Annotated in this window: 16 protein-coding genes and 1 tRNA gene; 6 read left to right on the top strand and 11 right to left on the bottom strand. The window is 46.2% G+C overall.

Going from position 1 to position 16,320, the window contains the following annotated elements; all coding sequences use genetic code 11:
- From Q8J68_RS01760 to Q8J68_RS01750, 3 genes are all read left to right on the top strand, one after another.
- A partial coding sequence (locus Q8J68_RS01760; RefSeq protein ID WP_305309843.1) for a PGF-CTERM sorting domain-containing protein occupies window positions 1-308 on the top strand: 308 nt, incomplete at its 5' end.
- A 108-nt stretch (window positions 309-416) separates the two neighbouring features.
- On the top strand, window positions 417-962 hold the full coding sequence (locus Q8J68_RS01755) for a hypothetical protein (RefSeq protein ID WP_305309842.1): 546 nt from the start codon (window positions 417-419) through the stop codon (window positions 960-962).
- Window positions 963-1,401: 439 nt separating this feature from the next.
- Window positions 1,402-1,510: transfer RNA gene (locus Q8J68_RS01750), tRNA-Met, on the top strand.
- 90 nt (window positions 1,511-1,600) lie between these two features.
- On the opposite strand, the gene Q8J68_RS01745 is transcribed toward Q8J68_RS01750, so the two are convergent.
- Both Q8J68_RS01745 and Q8J68_RS01740 read right to left on the bottom strand, forming a co-directional pair.
- Entirely contained in the window at window positions 1,601-2,566 is a 966-nt protein-coding gene (locus Q8J68_RS01745; protein ID WP_305309841.1) for an aldo/keto reductase, read from the bottom strand.
- A 43-nt stretch (window positions 2,567-2,609) separates the two neighbouring features.
- Entirely contained in the window at window positions 2,610-3,797 is a 1,188-nt protein-coding gene (locus Q8J68_RS01740) for a sorbosone dehydrogenase family protein (RefSeq protein WP_305309840.1), read from the bottom strand.
- Between the two features lie 194 nt (window positions 3,798-3,991).
- On the opposite strand from Q8J68_RS01740, the gene Q8J68_RS01735 reads away from it, so the two are divergent.
- Window positions 3,992-6,706, top strand: a complete 2,715-nt coding sequence (locus Q8J68_RS01735) for a DNA-directed DNA polymerase (protein ID WP_305309839.1) — start codon at window positions 3,992-3,994, stop codon at window positions 6,704-6,706.
- Window positions 6,707-6,744: 38 nt separating this feature from the next.
- Here Q8J68_RS01735 and phoU read toward each other — a convergent pair whose 3' ends face one another.
- The 5 genes from phoU to Q8J68_RS01710 form a co-directional block, all read right to left on the bottom strand.
- The gene (gene phoU, locus Q8J68_RS01730; protein ID WP_305309838.1) at window positions 6,745-7,395 is read right to left on the bottom strand and encodes a phosphate signaling complex protein PhoU; all 651 of its coding nucleotides are present in this window, start codon (window positions 7,393-7,395) and stop codon (window positions 6,745-6,747) included.
- A gap of 3 nt (window positions 7,396-7,398) precedes the next feature.
- A complete protein-coding gene (gene pstB / locus Q8J68_RS01725; protein WP_305309837.1) occupies window positions 7,399-8,169 on the bottom strand; it encodes a phosphate ABC transporter ATP-binding protein PstB in 771 nt (256 codons plus the stop codon).
- A 64-nt stretch (window positions 8,170-8,233) separates the two neighbouring features.
- Window positions 8,234-9,091, bottom strand: coding sequence for a phosphate ABC transporter permease PstA (gene pstA / locus Q8J68_RS01720; protein ID WP_305309836.1), 858 nt, complete (start codon window positions 9,089-9,091; stop codon window positions 8,234-8,236).
- A gap of 5 nt (window positions 9,092-9,096) precedes the next feature.
- Window positions 9,097-9,984, bottom strand: a complete 888-nt coding sequence (gene pstC / locus Q8J68_RS01715) for a phosphate ABC transporter permease subunit PstC (protein WP_305309835.1) — start codon at window positions 9,982-9,984, stop codon at window positions 9,097-9,099.
- 40 nt (window positions 9,985-10,024) lie between these two features.
- Window positions 10,025-10,915, bottom strand: coding sequence for a PstS family phosphate ABC transporter substrate-binding protein (locus Q8J68_RS01710; protein WP_305309834.1), 891 nt, complete (start codon window positions 10,913-10,915; stop codon window positions 10,025-10,027).
- Window positions 10,916-11,179: 264 nt separating this feature from the next.
- Between Q8J68_RS01710 and Q8J68_RS01705 the strand changes: the two genes are divergently transcribed.
- Both Q8J68_RS01705 and Q8J68_RS01700 read left to right on the top strand, forming a co-directional pair.
- Window positions 11,180-12,577 (top strand): dihydroorotase, encoded by a 1,398-nt coding sequence (locus tag Q8J68_RS01705; protein ID WP_305309833.1) that lies wholly within the window; start codon window positions 11,180-11,182, stop codon window positions 12,575-12,577.
- A gap of 75 nt (window positions 12,578-12,652) precedes the next feature.
- Window positions 12,653-13,552 carry an ATPase domain-containing protein gene (locus Q8J68_RS01700; RefSeq protein ID WP_305309832.1) on the top strand — a complete coding sequence of 300 codons (900 nt, stop codon included), beginning with the start codon at window positions 12,653-12,655 and terminating at the stop codon, window positions 13,550-13,552.
- Here the strand turns inward: Q8J68_RS01700 and Q8J68_RS01695 are convergent.
- The 4 genes from Q8J68_RS01695 to eif1A form a co-directional block, all read right to left on the bottom strand.
- Window positions 13,547-14,242, bottom strand: a complete 696-nt coding sequence (locus Q8J68_RS01695) for a DUF1614 domain-containing protein (RefSeq protein WP_305309831.1) — start codon at window positions 14,240-14,242, stop codon at window positions 13,547-13,549. The two genes, Q8J68_RS01700 and Q8J68_RS01695, sit on opposite strands and share 6 nt — an antisense overlap.
- Before the next feature lie 61 nt (window positions 14,243-14,303).
- Window positions 14,304-14,843, bottom strand: coding sequence for a pre-rRNA-processing protein PNO1 (locus tag Q8J68_RS01690; RefSeq protein ID WP_015053398.1), 540 nt, complete (start codon window positions 14,841-14,843; stop codon window positions 14,304-14,306).
- 37 nt (window positions 14,844-14,880) lie between these two features.
- The gene (locus Q8J68_RS01685) at window positions 14,881-15,678 is read right to left on the bottom strand and encodes a serine protein kinase RIO (RefSeq protein WP_305309830.1); all 798 of its coding nucleotides are present in this window, start codon (window positions 15,676-15,678) and stop codon (window positions 14,881-14,883) included.
- Window positions 15,679-15,684: 6 nt separating this feature from the next.
- Complete coding sequence (gene eif1A, locus Q8J68_RS01680) at window positions 15,685-16,011, bottom strand: translation initiation factor eIF-1A (protein ID WP_370867582.1); 327 nt, start codon at window positions 16,009-16,011, stop codon at window positions 15,685-15,687.
- Between the last annotated feature and the right edge of the window lie 309 nt (window positions 16,012-16,320).

Raw genomic sequence — 16,320 nt, 5'->3', positions numbered from 1 at the left:
TAATCTCAATTGCACAGGGAATGAGCTTCAAGGTAGCTGACGACAGCACACTCAGGTACTACCCATTCGCCACACTGACTATTGAGGGCGACGGCGTAACCCAGCCAGAGACTCCAGTCGATGAGACTCCAGTCGATGAGACTCCAGGAAACGAGACTCCAGTCGATGAGACTCCAGTCGATGAGACTCCAGTCGATGAGACTCCTGAGACTCCAGTAGAGACTCCTGAAGAGGAATCCCCTGGATTTGAGGCAATCTTTGCAATTGCAGGTCTCCTTGCAGTCGCATACCTTGTCAGAAGGAACTAAACAACAATAAATAAAAGCTAGAAGGGATTTTCCCTTCTACAATTCTTTTTTTAATGCACTTTGATTTGATAACGGCGAACACATTATTTCGCAGTTTGAGGTTTACAGATGAAACTAAACAGAAATCTTTTAGTGTACAGCACACTTGCTATCATGATTCTCACCTTGTCACTATCCGGCTGTATAGGCAGTAATGGCGGGGATATGTCCGGAGTGGAAGCTGCTGATATTGTGATCGTTGAAGATGCATCCGGTTTTGAATACCTGGGTTCAAGAGCCATGACAGTAAGCGATGTTAGCAGGCAGTACGTGGAAGTATCTGATGTTGCAGGCGCAGCTGAAGGACTTTACCAGGATGCAAATGCGGTGGATTACTATATTCATGCCATCGAACTGGAGAGCAGTTCTGCGGCAGAGAGTTTCGTGGAACAGTACAGGGCTACTTTCAGGCCGCTTTCCTCGGGGGAGCGCTTTGCCGAAGAAACCTTTAACGATCATGGAGCAACCAGGATCACAACTTACACAACAGAAGACGGAACTCAGGTTGCCAGGTACAGGTATATCTGGAGCAACGAGAACTTTGTCATCGTTGTCGGTGGAAACTCCGCAGATTCGGCAGACATACGTAACCTTGCAGAGGCAACCGGGTACTGATCCGTTTCCTCCTTACTATTTTTTGGCAGAGCCATACAATAATTCGATAGATTGTTTTGTGATTGTATCCTGGACACGGATTAACACTGGTTTACACGGATTCCGCATTTAAGGGGTTTCTAAACCCCCATATTTCCACAATCCGTGTTCATCCGCGTAAATCTGTGTCTTTGGATAGGATTGATTGTATTTCCTGATTTATTTTTCAGACACGGATTAACACCGATTGACACGGATTCCACATTTAAGGAGTTTCTAAACTCCCTATTTCCAGAATCCGTGTTCATCCGCGTAAATCTGTGTCTTGAACAATAACTTGAAAAAGCAGCCATTATATGAAACGAAAACTGGCCTTTAACCAGAAATCAATTTTGACAGCCTCTATTCTATATCCAATCGATACGCTTTAATATAACCTTACCCTTTTACATGCTGCACTGCCCGGATAGCCTAGTCGGTTGGGGCGCCAGACTCATAGGGAATATTAACCGTGCGTCCAAATCTCCTGAGACATCTGGAGGTCGCGTGTTCGAGTCACGCTCCGGGCATGTAACAATTTTTGCAATGCAGTATTTCGAAGATCAAGCAACGCTTTATGAGTGGTTAGATTTCTATCACGTCTTTATTTGCAGTAGCATCTATCTTGTTGGTGGAGCCAGGAATCCCGGTCCAACCTGATCTTTCACTGTTCTTTTGACTATCTCTCGCACCTTGTCTCTTGTTTCCTGATCAGGCTGCCAGCCAAATACATCGTTGACCGGCTCCATGTGCTCAGGCTTCCATCCGCCCCAGAGGGCTATGGTGTTATCGTAGCCCAGTATCCACTGGATGGCCAGGTCCAGCACTGTCCTGCCATGCTTCTCTCTTATGAAACCGTCTATCCTGTCCACGGCTTCCAGATACTGCCGGTATCTGGGGGGCTGGAACTTGGGGTCGGCCTTCTTGACAGGGTGCTCCCTGAAATCCGCACCCCTGCTCATTTTCCCTGTCAGCAGGCCCTGGCAGAGGGATCTGTAGGCCATCAGGGTTATGTTGTTCTTCTGGCAGAAGGGTAATACTCCAACCTCAATATCTCTCTCGAACAAATTGTAGGGGGGCTGGCAGACATTCACCTGAGCATACCTGCAAAAATCATAGATCTGCTCGGAACTGAAATTGCTGACTCCAATACACCTGATCGTTCCTTCCTCCTTGAGTTTGCCCATGAACCTGGCAGTTTCCTCTACAGGATGAATCAGGTCAGGCCAGTGTATGTGAAAAATATCTATGTAGTCTGTGCCAAGCCTTTGAAGCGAGTGCTTAAGTGTCTTTTCCATTAGTTCAGGACTGGCATTTCTCACCGGCTTTCCGTTCACCTTTTCCATTCCTGTCTTGCTTGAGATGATCATTTCCTCGCGGTCATAGTCTTTTATTACTTCTCCTAAGATCCCTTCTGCCCTTCCATCCCCGTATACCGGCGCTGTATCCATCAGGTTGATGCCCTGTTCAATAGCCTTTTCGATGGTGCGAATGCCAAGCTCCCTATCAAAATAACCGATTGGCTGGGTTCCCAGTCCAATTCTGGATACTTCCATGTCAGTTCCTGAAATTTTCAAATTTTCCATTAAACAGTCCCCCCTCCTCAATTTTACACTTGCTTTCTTATTTTCAGACGGTCATTCCTTTTGCTTTGTCCCAGTTTTGGAGTTCGACCCAGAATCCGGGATACAGGTCTTCATTTCCGTAATCTATCAGCTCCTTTAACTTCCCGGGGTCGAGACTTATTTTGTATATATTTCCTCCGCTATCCTTTTCCCCATGAAGGTCCGAAAAGTACAATCCGTCCGGCCCGAAAGCCAGGCCGCAGGGAGTTGCGGCCCCTTTTCCAGTATATATCACGAAATCGTCATAGGACTTGACTGCAGTTGCCTGCGGGTTCAACTCCATCTTAACAATGCGCTTACCCTTCCCGTCTACTCTTCCTTCGCTGTAGGTGTTCCCGAACAGTGCCACGAACAGGTGGTCGTTGAACTGGGGCGGGAACTGTCCCCCCTGCATAAAGTCAAGCGCTGTCGGAGCCTGGGTATGGTGCCACCAGAATAGGGACCCTTTGCGCATATCTCCGGGCCACCCGTAATTACCGTAAGGTTCTATCCTTGCAAGGCGGTCATCCTTATGCGGCCCGTTATCCGAAACGTAGAGATGATTATCGCTTTTTCTCCATACTCCGCCAAAAGGATTTCTCAGGCCCCTGGCAAATACGGGATTTTCAGGATATGGGTTGTCCCAGGGTATGGAGCCGTCCAGGTTCAGCCTGAGTATTTTACCCCGCTGATCGTTCACATCCTGGGCTTTTCCGGCCGCACCGCCATCTCCATTATTAATGTAAAGCTTACTGTCTGGTCCGATAGTAACAGCCTGTATCTGATGGGAACGGAGTGTAGAAGGTATGTTGTCTATGATGTTTTCCCATGAATCCATCTTCAGGCCATCCCTGCTGTTCGTTCTTACTACCTTGGCTTTGGTATCATCATTCTCTTTGTACACCAGCGAGATAAAAAGGTCACCTGTAATAGGTTCGACGCAGATTCCTATAACTCCGGATTCCCCACTCCCAGGAAACTCACAGGTAGGCTCATAATCCAGCAGGTTTTCGGCATAAGTATGCACAGTGTAGTCTTTAGTTACTGCTTTTACCTGGCCGTATAATTCTGTGAAGTAAAACAATGGATCATCTTTCCTACCTCCCGGATTTGGTACAAATGCAATGTTTACAGGTAATTTCAGTCCTGAGAGCACACGTTCAATTTTGAATCCCGGGAATACCCACCAGTAATCTATGTAGTCTTTGTTCACACTTACTTCCCCTTTAATGCTTACATCCCCAAATGTAATTGATAGAACCTTTCTCCTGCCTGATAGAAATAATTTTTCTCTGGTTTTTAATCGGGTACCTCAGAGATATATGTAATTCATTTTCGTTATCCTTTAGTCCGGAGGACGGGGGTTAAAACAAAACATATATGAATAGTACAGCCATAAGGGAAACCATGAATTTCCAGATACTGGACGCTGATTATGTCCGTGAGGACAAAGGACCCGTCATCCGGCTTTTCGGCAGAGGAGAGGATGGCAGAAGCGTCTGCTGTTTTGTGCCTGGTTTTGAGCCTTATTTTTATGTTAATACAAAAAGTGACCCGGAATCTGCCGGAGAACTGCTTAAAGAGCGCTTTTCTTCAGCGATAAAAAAAGTGGAAGTAGTCAGGAAGTTCGAGCCGGTAGGCTATCAGGCAGCTCCAAAGCCCATGCTCAAGGTGACTACATACGATCCGGGCAACGTACCTGAGATACGCGATGAGATTGCAGGCATCCCTGCGGTCAAAGAAATATATGAGACTGATATCCTCTTCAGGAACCGTTTTCTCATAGACCGTGAACTACATGGGATGAACTGGGTGTCAGTGGAGCCCTCACCCGATAATTCTCCGGACCCGAAGATATCCTGCGACTATGTGATCACTGCATCTTCGATAAAGGAAACAGAAAAACTTCTCATAGCTCCCCTGAAGTATCTTACATTTGATATTGAGTGCCTGCCAATTGGCGGCTCTATGCCAATGCCCGAAACATCTCCTATAATAATGCTCAGCGTCTCCTTCAGTCCTGCCTATGAAGGCCACGACGCCATTGTCCTTGTCTCAAAAACTGTAGAAGGCGTTTGCGGGAATGTCGAAACATTCAATAACGAAGCTGATATGTTGAACCGTTTCTTTGAAATGTTCCAGCAATACGATCCTGACATCGTCGGCGGTTACAACATCCTGGATTTTGACATACCGTACATCGTAGACAGGGTAAGCATCCTGAACGATCCGGTAAGCATTGTCAAACCTGTTACTGGCAGGGATGGGAGGCTGCTCAGTTACCGGAAGATCGGTACCCGTACAATGGTATCAATGCCCGGCAGGGTCGTTGTCGATGCACTGCCTCTGGTCAGGAGCCAGTATAGCCTGAAGCGCTACACGTTGCGCAACGTGGCAAAAGAACTCCTGGAAATGGAAAAGCTGGATATCGCTCCCTCCGAGATGGAAGATCACTGGAATGATTCCGGGGAGAAGATACTGCGTTTTATTGATTATGCCCAGCGTGATTCGGATCTCGCCCTGGAACTCCTCATAAAGCTCAGGTTGCTCGACAAGTACATCGCGGTGGCCCAGGTGAGTGGCTCCTTATTACAGGAGGTAGTCGATGGCGGGCAGACCTCCATGGTGGATAATTTGCTGCTCAGGGAGTATGGTAAACGGGACCGTGTCATCCCTCCCAAGCCCTCTGATGATGAGGTCAGTTTCAGGAACCTCAGCAGTGAAGGCCTCAAAGGTGGTGAGGTTCTTGAGCCAAAGAAGGGACTTCTTGAGAATATCATAATAATGGACTACAAATCCCTCTACCCGACCATAATGATGGCACACAACCTCTGCTATACTACTGTAGTTGAGAAAGACCGTCCGGAAGGTGAGACTATAAAGCCGCCATCAGGGGGAGAGTTTGTGCCTGCAGAGGTTTTCAAGGGTGTGATGCCCGCCATCCTGGAGAATCTTCTCAACAGGAGGATCGAAACCAAAAAGCGCATGAGAAGTGCGGCCACTGAAGAAGAGCACCGTGTACTTGATGCCACTCAGCTTGCACTGAAGATTCTCCTTAACAGTTTCTATGGTTATTCCGGTTATACAAGGGCACGGCTTTACAGTCTCCCACTTGCCAATGCAGTTACAAGTTTTGGCAGGGAGAACATCCTCAACACACGTTCCATCATCAACGGCACGATCAATAAGGTCATACTCAGGGACAGCAAGGTTCTTTTCACTGAAGAGGTCGATACATCTAAAGCAGGTGACAGAGTGATATCACTCTCAGTGGTTTACGGGGATACGGACAGTGTGTTCGTCCAGTGCACCTCCAAGAACGATATCTCACTCGATGATGCCGGGCTTGTGGGCAACAGGATAGCAGGTACAGTGTCAGCCTCTCTGCCGGATCCGATGGAGCTTGAATTCGAATCAATAGCAAAGAGGGGTCTTCTCCTTGCAAAGAAGCGGTATGCTATATGGGTGTTTGAACGTTCAGGCGACGGCTGGAAAGATTCTATCAAGGTCAAAGGCATGGAAACTGTCAGGAGGGACTGGTGTGAGCTAACTTCCAAGACACTTAACCGTGTTCTTGAACTTGTTCTTAAAGAAGGTAAGGTGGAAGCAGCTGTAGCCCATGTCCGGGAAGTGGTGGACCGTGTAAGGAACATCGATGTTCGCAAGGACAAGGACATAATCGATGATCTGACCATGACGCGCATGTTCTCAAAGAACGCTTCCCGTTATAAGAACAAACAACCCCATATCACAGTCGTTGAAAAGATAGAGGAAAGGACTGGCTCCCCCCCTGCTGTCGGAGAGCGCATCCCCTTTGTCATAATCGCAGGTAAGGATCTTTTCGTCAACCGCGCGGAGGACCCTGAATACGTCCGGGAGCACAATATACCTATCGATGTAGATTATTATATAAAGAAACAGGTGCTTCCGCCTGTCGAAAGGATACTGGATGCATTTGGTGTGAATATTGGCAACCTTGACTACGATTCTAAACAAAAAGGTCTCTTCGATTTCTCGGACAAGCCAAAGGAATCCCCGGTCAATAACATGAAAAAAAGAGAGGAAAAACCTTCAGGCAGCATCCCTTCGGCAAAGTCCCAGAGTTCCCTGTTCGATTTCTAATCCTCTTTATTCCATTTCTTTTGATTTTCTCAATGATATTAATTCAGGTCCACCCTTTCACCTGAGGTCATGTAGACAACACTTTCGCAGATGTTGCAGGCATGGTCGCCGATGCGCTCAAGATAGCGTATAACGAATAGCAGGTAAGAGGCGTTGTTGATCATGGACCTGTCCTCGCTCATCATTTCAATTAGTTCCTTCTGGGTCTGATAGAAAAGCCTGTCTATCTTGTCATCTTCACTGGCTGTTGCTCTCGCAAGGCCCTCGTCCAGTGTGTCAAAAGCTCTCATGGACTGCCTGAGCATCTCTTGTCCAAGCTCCGCCATCTTTAGAATACTTACAGGTGGTTTTGTATGACCTTCTTCAAGGCATCTGGTCCCCTTGGCAATATCCACTGCATTGTCGCTCATTCTCTCAAGGTCGAGCGATATCTTGAAACATGACGTTACAAACCTCATATCGCCCGCTGTTGGACTTTCACGCGCTATCAGCTGGGAAACGCATCTTTCGATCTTCAGATCATAATCATCGATCTCCTTATCTCCCTGGATCACCTGTTCGGCAAGTTCGATATCCCTTAGATCAATGGCTTTTATGGAATCTACGATCAGCTCATGTGACCTCTCTCCCATCTCAATTACCTTTCTTTTAAGAACATCCAGATTGTGCTGGTACTGTGTACGTGTCATAGTTCACCCGAATCGTCCTGTAATGTAGTCCTCAGTTTCCTTCTTATGAGGGCTCTCAAATATTTGCTCGGTTCTCCCAAACTCTATTATGTCTCCCAGCAGGAAGAAAGCCGTATAGTCAGATATCCTTGCAGCCTGCTGCATGTTATGGGTAACTATGACTATGGTGTATTGCTTTTTAAGTTCTAGTATCAGGTCTTCTATCTTGCTCGTGGATATGGGGTCAAGCGCACTGCATGGCTCGTCAAAGAGAATGACCTCGGGTTTCACTGCAAGGGTTCTTGCGATACACAGTCTCTGTTGCTGTCCTCCACTGAGGTCAAGTGCTGAAGTGTTCAGCCTTTCGGATACCTCGCCCCAGAGGGCGCCGGATTTGAGTGCATATTCAACAATGCCATTGATATTTTTCTTGGGCGCACCATGAATGCGTGGACCGTATGCAACATTGTCATGTATTGACATTGGGAATGGATTGGGTTTCTGGAATACCATTCCTACCTTTTTTCTCAGGTCGACCACATCCACATTCTTACTGTAGATGTCCTCTCCGTTGATATTCACATTGCCTTCTATCCTGCAGCTTGGAATAAGGTCGTTCATCCGGTTGAGACATCTCAGGAAAGTGGACTTTCCGCAGCCCGAAGGTCCGATAAAGGCTGTCACGCTGTTCTTTGGTATATCAATAGATATGTCATGCAGGGCATGGTTTGTGCCGTACCAGAGGTTGAGCCCTCTGACCTCTATCTCTGTACCGTTTGCAAAATCATCTGTCACAAATGTTACCTCTAGATTATTTTTTTATCATCATCTGAATATGAGCTCATAGAGATCATTATGTTCACATATGCATCTTCTTCCTGTAATGGTTGCGGATGGCGATAGCAAAAACATTGACACCGAGAACTATTATTAGGAGTACTAATGCCGTACCATACTGAATGGGTCTTGTCTGCGCTATATTCGTACCTGCCGTGGCAAGCACGAACAGATGATATGGCAGCGCCATGAACTGTGAGAATACCGAGTCCGGCAGTCTTGGCAGGAAGTAAGCTGCACCTGTCAGCAGGATTGGTGCTGTCTCACCGGCAACTCTTCCCACACTTAATATGGCACCTGTTACCATGCCGGGGATAGCGGCGGGAAGCACGACCTTACGGATGGTCTGCCATTTCGTCACGCCCAGAGCAAGTGAAGCCTCACGGTATTCTTTCGGGACTGTGATAAGGGCTTCCTGGCTTGCTCTTATTATTACCGGCAGGATGAGCAGTGCCAGCGTAAGGGAGGCTGCAAGCACTGATGCCCCAAATCCCATGTACTTTACAAACATCGCAAGCCCGAACAGGCCAAATACCACAGATGGTGTTCCTGCAAGGTTGTTTATGGCCATCTCGATGGTCCATGTGATCTTTCCTGGTTTTGCATATTCGTTCAGATAGATGGCTGCCAGAATTCCAAGGGGTAGGGCAACTGCCATGGAGCCTATTATCAGGTAGATGGTTCCGACTATGGCAGGGTATATGCCACCCGCAGTCATCCGGTTAGCTGGCATGCTTGTCAGGAACTCAATGCTTATCACGCTGTAGCCGTTGTAGATGATGTAGGACAGGATGATCAGGACAAAGAGTATTACAAGTCCCATGGCCATCCGCAAGAGGGTAAAAGCAATTTTCTCATTTATTTTTGCATTTGGGAGCATGATAATCACAATTTGAACTTGTACTTGTTCTTAATATGGCCAGCTACGATGTTGATGATGAAAGTGGTTATGAACAACACTGATCCTACTGCAAAAAGTGCATGGAAATGTTCGCTCCCCTGAGGAACCTCTCCCATCTCCATTGCAATAGTTGCAGTCATTGTCCTTACAGGTTCGAAAAGCCCTGATGGGAACCCTGGTATTATGGCAGTGTTTCCAGTGACCATCATCACTGTCATGGTCTCGCCGATAGCTCGTCCTATTCCAAGCATCACTGCAGCCGATATCCCTGAAAGCGCCGCAGGTACCGTAACTTTCTGAATGGTCTGCCATTTAGTGGACCCAAGGGCTAAAGACCCTTCCTTTATGGCCCTTGGGACAGAACTGATGGCATCCTCAGATAGGGAGATGATCGTGGGTAGTGCCATAATCCCCAGCATAATGGATCCTGTCAGCGCAGTTTGTCCGGTACGCAGGTCAAGTGCATCCTGTATTATGGGAACGAGCACTACAAGGCCAAAGAATCCGAACACCACGGAAGGGATGCCAGCAAGTATCTCTGTTAAAGGTTTCAGTATGCCTGCAACCCTGGGATTTGCAATTTCGGATATGTATATGGCTGCTGCTATGCCAAGAGGCACTGCAAATATAATTGCTCCGGCGGTCACTATAACTGAACCCAGCAACAGGGGTTGAATCCCAAAGCGGGGATTTATGGATGTGGGGTACCAGCTTTTCTCGGTCAGGAAACTGATGAGGGGATAATCCTTAAAAAGCAGGATTCCGTCCCTGAATAGAAATAGACAGAGAAGGAAAAGGGCCAGGACTGCCGCTGAAGCGGAAATAAAGAGCAGGGACTCAATCCCCTTTTCCATTCCATTTCTCTTTAACATTTGCTATCCTTGTCTGCTATCCTTAGTATCTGAGTTTTCTTTACTGTACTGCAGGGAAGTATCCGACTTCGGAAACTATTGCCTGACCCGTAGGGCTCATGACAAAGTCCATAAATTCCTTAACTGCACCCTGAGGTTCACCGTTGGTGTAGTAGTAGAGGGGTCTTGACAGTGGGTACTCTCCGCTGAGGATGTTCTCTTCAGTTGCTTCAACGAAGCCTTCTCCTCCATCAAGTGCAACTGCCTGTGTGCTATCATCAAGGTATGCGAATCCTATGTAACCGATAGCTCCTTTGTTCCTGGATACTTCCTGGACTATTCCTCCGGTAGCAGGCTGAGCGAGTGCATCAGGGCGGTATTCCCTGTCCACAAGTATTTCCTCTTTGAAGTACTCGTAAGTACCGGAACTGCTGTCACGGGTGATGACTGCTATTGCACGATCCTCTCCGCCAACGTCTTTCCAGTTGCTGATGTTACCGTCGTATATCGCCTGGAGCTGTTCATATGTCAGCTGTGAGACCGGGTTATCTGGGTTGACCACAACTGCAATGCCGTCCCATCCAATGGTATGCTCTACCGGGTTAATTCCTCTCTGCTGGGCTTTCTGAATCTCAGATTCCTTTATTTCTCTTGATGACATTGCTATTGGAACTTCGCCGTCAATGAGAGCTGCAAATCCTACACCGGAACCTCCTCCAATGACTGTCACTCTCATGTTTGGATTCTCTATCATGAAGTCCTCAGCTTCTGCCTGAGTAAGGGGCAATACTGTATCAGAACCTTTCACAGTTATGCTTGAAGAGCCGGTGGTCGGAGCATCTCCCGTTTCATTCTGGTCATTGCCTACACAACCTATGCCTGTGAACACTGCTGCAAGGAGCAGTAATACCATAGAACCAATCGAAAATCTCTTTAACATTTCTTTAGACATTTAATACTTCACCTTTCAGTTTACTTTCCCTATATTTTGTTTTTTGTCAGTAAACCTACACGGATACGATACATAACCCTTATGTATTTACTATATATATTGCTACAGAATACTCAAGAGTGATAGATCTTATATATAGTATCTATTGAGGGTATAGTTCTCTATATATGTAGGAGCAATTATGTGTGCAGAAACTTGCTTTTCAATCATCGGAACCTGTCACTATCATAACATGCATATACACTGAATAATATAAATGGTGTTATGCCCGATATTCTGATAAAGAACACAAGAGTATTCTTCAACAATTATCTCCAGCCTGCTGAGGTATTGGTCCAGAACGGAAAGATATCTAAGATTGGAAAACAGATAGATGTTCAGCGGTTGGATCAGGTTATAGACGCAGCAGGTGCCCTCACTTTACCTGCAGGCATCGATGTACATGTACATTTCCGGGAGCCGGGTCTGACAGTAAAAGAAGACTGGTATACAGGTTCCTGCTCTGCGGCAGCCGGGGGCATTACCACAGTCCTCGAGCATCCAAACACGATTCCTCCAACCATTGGAAGGAGGTCATTCAGGGAAAAGCTCAAACTCGCAAACCGCAAATCTGTCATTGATTTTGGTATTTACGGGGGTGTGACTGGAAATATTGAGAAACTTGCTGAACTGTGGGGGCTTGGAGTATTTGCCTTTGGTGAGATATTCATGGCCCAATCTACGGGAGAGCTCAATATCAGCGAGCAAACTCTTGATGAGGCATTGTCTTTCATTACAGGCCTTGGTGCAATGGCATGCATCCATGCAGAGGACGAGGCTATAAGGCTGGAATGTGAAGCTCATCTGAAGAGTGATTTTTCACCGCGGTCCCATTCAAGAGCAAGACCCAATATGTGTGAAGCACTTGCTGTTGAAAAGGCCATTGCGCTGGTGAAGAAGAACAGATCTCAGGCACATTTCTGCCATATAAGCGCCCTGGAAACGGTTGGTCTGTTGCGCAAGGAGAAGTATGTTGCGCAGAATTCCTCTTCTTCCTCAAGGATGACATGTGAGGTCACTCCGCATCATCTCTTCCTCTCAACAAAGGACTGGGACCGTCTTGGGTCATTCGGGAAAATGAATCCTCCCCTCAGGGGTCATCATGATGTCAAGGCTCTGATGAATGCTCTCAATGATGGTACAATAGACATGGTGGCATCTGACCATGCTCCTCATACGGAAGCCGAGAAGGAAGCCGATATCAAGAAAGCACCATCCGGCGTACCGGGTGTGGAGACTTTACTACCTCTGATGCTCACTGCTGTGAAAAGGAACCTGCTGCCTCTGGGCAGGATGATCGATGTTACAAGCAGGAATCCTGCCCGGATATTTGGTCTTGACCGCTCTTCTAAGGGTTTGTTTGCTGAAGGGTATGATGCGGACCTGATAATTGTGGACACACATCAGTCCACTGAGATAAAAGGGGACCGCCTGCATAGCAAGGCTGGCTGGACGCCCTATGAGGGTATGGAAGGCATCTTCCCTGAATATACGATAGCCAGAGGCGAAATAGTATGGGAGGGCGAAATTGTTGCGTCCAGGGGACGTGGCAAATTTCTCCCTGGTAGAGGTCTGATTGTCCATGAAGATGATATTAATGATGATATTGACGATGATGTCTGAACATAAGAACTAACTTATGCATGTAATACATAACATTTTAAATATATAATGCGTTATTATGTACATGGTGGTGTGATGAAAACAAAATTCCCCATTCATACTACATTAAGTGCTGATGCTATCAAAGTCCTTGAGAGGTATGAAAAAGAACTTGGCGCAAAAAACGTTGTGCTTGAAAAGGCCCTCCTTAATCTTGATGCTACTCGTTTCAAGGCTAAACTCGATACCCAGAACATTGACCGGATCATTAAGCGTGTAAGCACGGGTATCCCGGGGCTTGATGACTTCCTGGAAGGCGGTTTTCCTAAAGGATTTGCTGTTATTGTTACAGGTCCGCCTGGTACAGGGAAAACGACCTTCTCGATGCAGTATCTTATGGAAGGTGTGAAAAATGGGGAAAGGTGCATCTTTTTCTCATTTGAGGAACGAGCCCAGCAATTGGTGCAACACTTTGCCAGGTTCGGATGGGATGTCGGGAAGTATATTGACGATGGCTATCTTGAGATATTCGGCGTTTCCATGCTGACATCTGAAGAAATGATGGAGATAATCGATTCTCACAAACCAGACAGGGTTGTGTTTGACTCGCTAAACGTTTTCACTGCTCCGGGAGACTTCAGGACTTCCACTGCATGGCGCGGACTTCACAGGCTGCTGAAAAAGAGTATGATCACATCTTTGCTTATCACTGAAAAGACCCATGGTATCGAAAAGAAGGAGTTTGACGATTTTGACTTCCTCGGGGATGGCGTCATATTTTTGGATTTCATACAGACAAATGACATCGATACCACTCCTATGCCAGTGATGGCTGTACAGAAAATGAGAGCTACCCGTGTGGACCATACACCACAGCCTTTCAGGTTCACCAATTCAGGGATAGCTAAATATCGCGCATTGAATCTGCCTGCAAGTGTATTGCAAGCAAAGATAGAGAGGCGCCGGGCTGAGAAGACCGGTTCTTCTTCTTCATGAGGCGAAATATGAGAGCAGGCTTGCAATGAGCGCTGCCACATAGATCGCTTTAAAACTTCCGGCACCGCCTATGTTCAGGTAGGCACTGCCGTACTTTTCTTTATTGAATGTGACTGTCAGGGCTATTGTTCCAAGCAGTATGCCTCCAATCCCTGCAATAAATGTTATGGGCGCCGCTTCCTGTGGTGTTATAAGCAGTGCGAAAGGAATAGCCAGAATGCCTATGTATTCAGGGACAACAATCCCGATGCCGTTGACAATGTCTGAAAGAAGAGTAACAGCGACTATGATTATCAGCATTATCTCAAGGGCAGTATTGTTTGGCTGTGTGAGCAGAAGGTAGAGTATGGATATCCCGGGGATCACAAATCCTCCCAGGTTCAGAGTGATTGTGGTGTCGAACACTCTTTCCTTGCCGTTGTTTAGTTCACTGGTAAGGGGAACTGCATATATTTCCTCCATTATGGGTGCGAACCTTGAAAGTTGCTCATTCTTTATTGTGCGTATTGTTTTAATTGGTATCTCTATGAATGACCCGGCAAGCATCAGGATGAGAATGGCCATCAGCCAGAAAGATGATATAGTCCCGATGTAGAGGCTTTTGTTATAACATAGGACTGCTATGGGCAGCAATGTCAATACAAAAATGGCATACATCTTTATTTCAGACCTGGTAAGATAACCTCTCATATAAGCACCGTTATTATATCATCCGAACTGATTTAAATAATTTTCTTTCGATGTAATTACTTCAGCCGTAGTAGTCCAGCCTGGACTGAAGGAGTTCCTGTCTCTTTTTCTCAAGGAAACTATATACACTTCCGTGAGATGCTCCATTGATCAGCATTTCGATGGATGTCCTTGCTATCTGATTCTGTTCAGGTCCTCCTATAATGCTTATAGTTTTCCCATAAACAGATATCTTAACTCCGATGAGCCTTTCTGTAATCTCTCTGGTTTTGCCACCTTTACCTATGATGCGCCCCTTCAAACGAAGGAGGTCTTTCTGACTGTCGGTTATCTTAGAGAGGTCCATCACTTCAAGCATCAGCATGTCATCATCAAGCATGGCTATTGTCTTTTCAGGGTTGAAGCCTCTTGCTATGGCGTTGACTACTTCTACAGCTCTCATTGCACCTACCGGTTCCTCTCCGGGGAGTACCTCCACTACTCCATTCTCACTGTCAATATTCAGTTCGGCACCTGATTTGCTTTCAATGAGCTGTTTTACACTGCCTTTTGGGCCGATAATGGCGCCAATTCTGTCCTTTGGAACTTTCACATGTGTCATAATAAATCTACCGTGTATGTTATAATGCTCTATTATTCTATTGGGCCTTATCTTTTATTTCCCGAATGGTCGAATAGAGTTTTTCAGGATCTTCATCAATCCCGTATTTTTTAAAATAGCGTACTATATTCTCGATATCCCTTTGCATGAACTCCCGCGACCTGGGATGCTCAAGAGTGACTGATTGTCCCATGTCTATGAATATGAGTTCCTGTGTGCGGGTGTCAATAAGGATGTTGTATTCGCTCAGGTCCCCATGTACGAGGTTGGCTTTTGTGTAAAGTAGTTCGATATATTTAACAATGGTGTCAAAAGCAGCCCTTGAATTTTCTTTCTCAAGGCCTGCTTCCTTTAATTGAGGATAAGGCCTGTCGCCCTCTCCCATGAATTCCATAACAAGCACATTCCGCTCGGAGATTATAGGTACAGGCACCCTCACTCCTGCCTCTATTGCACGTTCCAGGTTCCGATGTTCTTTTTTTGTCCATGCGAATATAATGTCGCGCTTGGAGTGTCGTACATTACGGAATCTCGGATCTCCCAGTATGTACTCTTCCATCGAGTTGAATGTGCTTGAAGATATTCTATATATTTTGATTGCAAGGTTTTTATCTTCTCCTTCTGCCAGGAATACATTTGCCTCTTTTCCTGTGCTGATGGAGCCGCCAAGTGCTTTTATTATTCCTTTGTTGGATATTGTATAAAGGGTCTTGAGGGTAGCATCGTCAAATACATTCTCGATCACTTTGAGTGCGTTGCTGTCTTTGCGCCTGATGCGCATCTCATCGACCTGAGTGTCGATACGCTGTACTTTTTTGGTGACTTCTTTTTTCATATTGTTTTAGCCTTTGAGGTAGCCTTTACGTTCCAGCCAGTTTACCTGCGGACGCGTATATTTCCATATGACATCTGCCTTCTCATCCTGGAAGGCCCATGGTACTGCTATAACAATGTCTCCTTCGCGGATCCAGGTTTTCTTTTTCATGGAGCCGGGTATCCTGCCCATTCTTACCACGCCGTCCATGCATCTGAGCCTGACATGGTTTGCCCCGAGCATGTTTTCGACGATTGCCAGTACTTCTTTGTTCTCTTTACGTGGAGTTCTTACCCTTGTGACTGCGTTAGGATCAGAATTCTCTTCGGCGACATTTTTTCTCTGCAGTTGTATTCCTCTCTTATAGTAGTTTGATTAATCTCGGGTTTGAGTACTGTTATGTATCATTCGTTGTTAAATGTTGTGTAGGTGCTCCCTTTTTTGTGTATCCTGGGGCCGTATTGTTCTTAAATTAATTAAATACGTTATTTTTATCAGCGTGAAGCAAGAAGACCCCCGGTTTTAACCGGGGGATGAATTGCATCCCAAACAAAAAAAGCATATATCCCATGCAAACATGTCCATAATTAGCTAATTCTCAATTAAGTGGTTTGAATGAAAAAGGGTAATGTATATCGAATCTATCCAAACAGAGAACAAAGA

It is taken from the genome of Methanolobus sp., assembly GCF_030682845.1.
Classification (GTDB): Archaea; Halobacteriota; Methanosarcinia; order Methanosarcinales; family Methanosarcinaceae; genus Methanolobus.
Note: the sequence above shows the minus strand (reverse complement) of the source record. Positions and strands in the feature narration are given on the sequence as shown.

Excerpts from the sequence above, each read along its gene's own strand:
- pstC (WP_305309835.1), bottom strand. The coding sequence starts at position 9,984 with ATGTTAAAGAGAAATGGAATGGAAAAGGGGATTGAGTCCCTGCTCTTT.
- Q8J68_RS01695 (WP_305309831.1), bottom strand. The coding sequence starts at position 14,242 with ATGAGAGGTTATCTTACCAGGTCTGAAATAAAGATGTATGCCATTTTT.
- Q8J68_RS01745 (WP_305309841.1), bottom strand. The coding sequence starts at position 2,566 with ATGGAAAATTTGAAAATTTCAGGAACTGACATGGAAGTATCCAGAATT.
- Q8J68_RS01690 (WP_015053398.1), bottom strand. The coding sequence starts at position 14,843 with ATGACACATGTGAAAGTTCCAAAGGACAGAATTGGCGCCATTATCGGC.
- Q8J68_RS01685 (WP_305309830.1), bottom strand. The coding sequence starts at position 15,678 with ATGAAAAAAGAAGTCACCAAAAAAGTACAGCGTATCGACACTCAGGTC.
- Q8J68_RS01705 (WP_305309833.1), top strand. The coding sequence starts at position 11,180 with ATGCCCGATATTCTGATAAAGAACACAAGAGTATTCTTCAACAATTAT.
- Q8J68_RS01700 (WP_305309832.1), top strand. The coding sequence starts at position 12,653 with ATGAAAACAAAATTCCCCATTCATACTACATTAAGTGCTGATGCTATC.
- phoU (WP_305309838.1), bottom strand. The coding sequence starts at position 7,395 with ATGACACGTACACAGTACCAGCACAATCTGGATGTTCTTAAAAGAAAG.
- pstA (WP_305309836.1), bottom strand. The coding sequence starts at position 9,091 with ATGCTCCCAAATGCAAAAATAAATGAGAAAATTGCTTTTACCCTCTTG.
- Q8J68_RS01735 (WP_305309839.1), top strand. The coding sequence starts at position 3,992 with ATGAATTTCCAGATACTGGACGCTGATTATGTCCGTGAGGACAAAGGA.
- Q8J68_RS01755 (WP_305309842.1), top strand. The coding sequence starts at position 417 with ATGAAACTAAACAGAAATCTTTTAGTGTACAGCACACTTGCTATCATG.
- Q8J68_RS01710 (WP_305309834.1), bottom strand. The coding sequence starts at position 10,915 with ATGTCTAAAGAAATGTTAAAGAGATTTTCGATTGGTTCTATGGTATTA.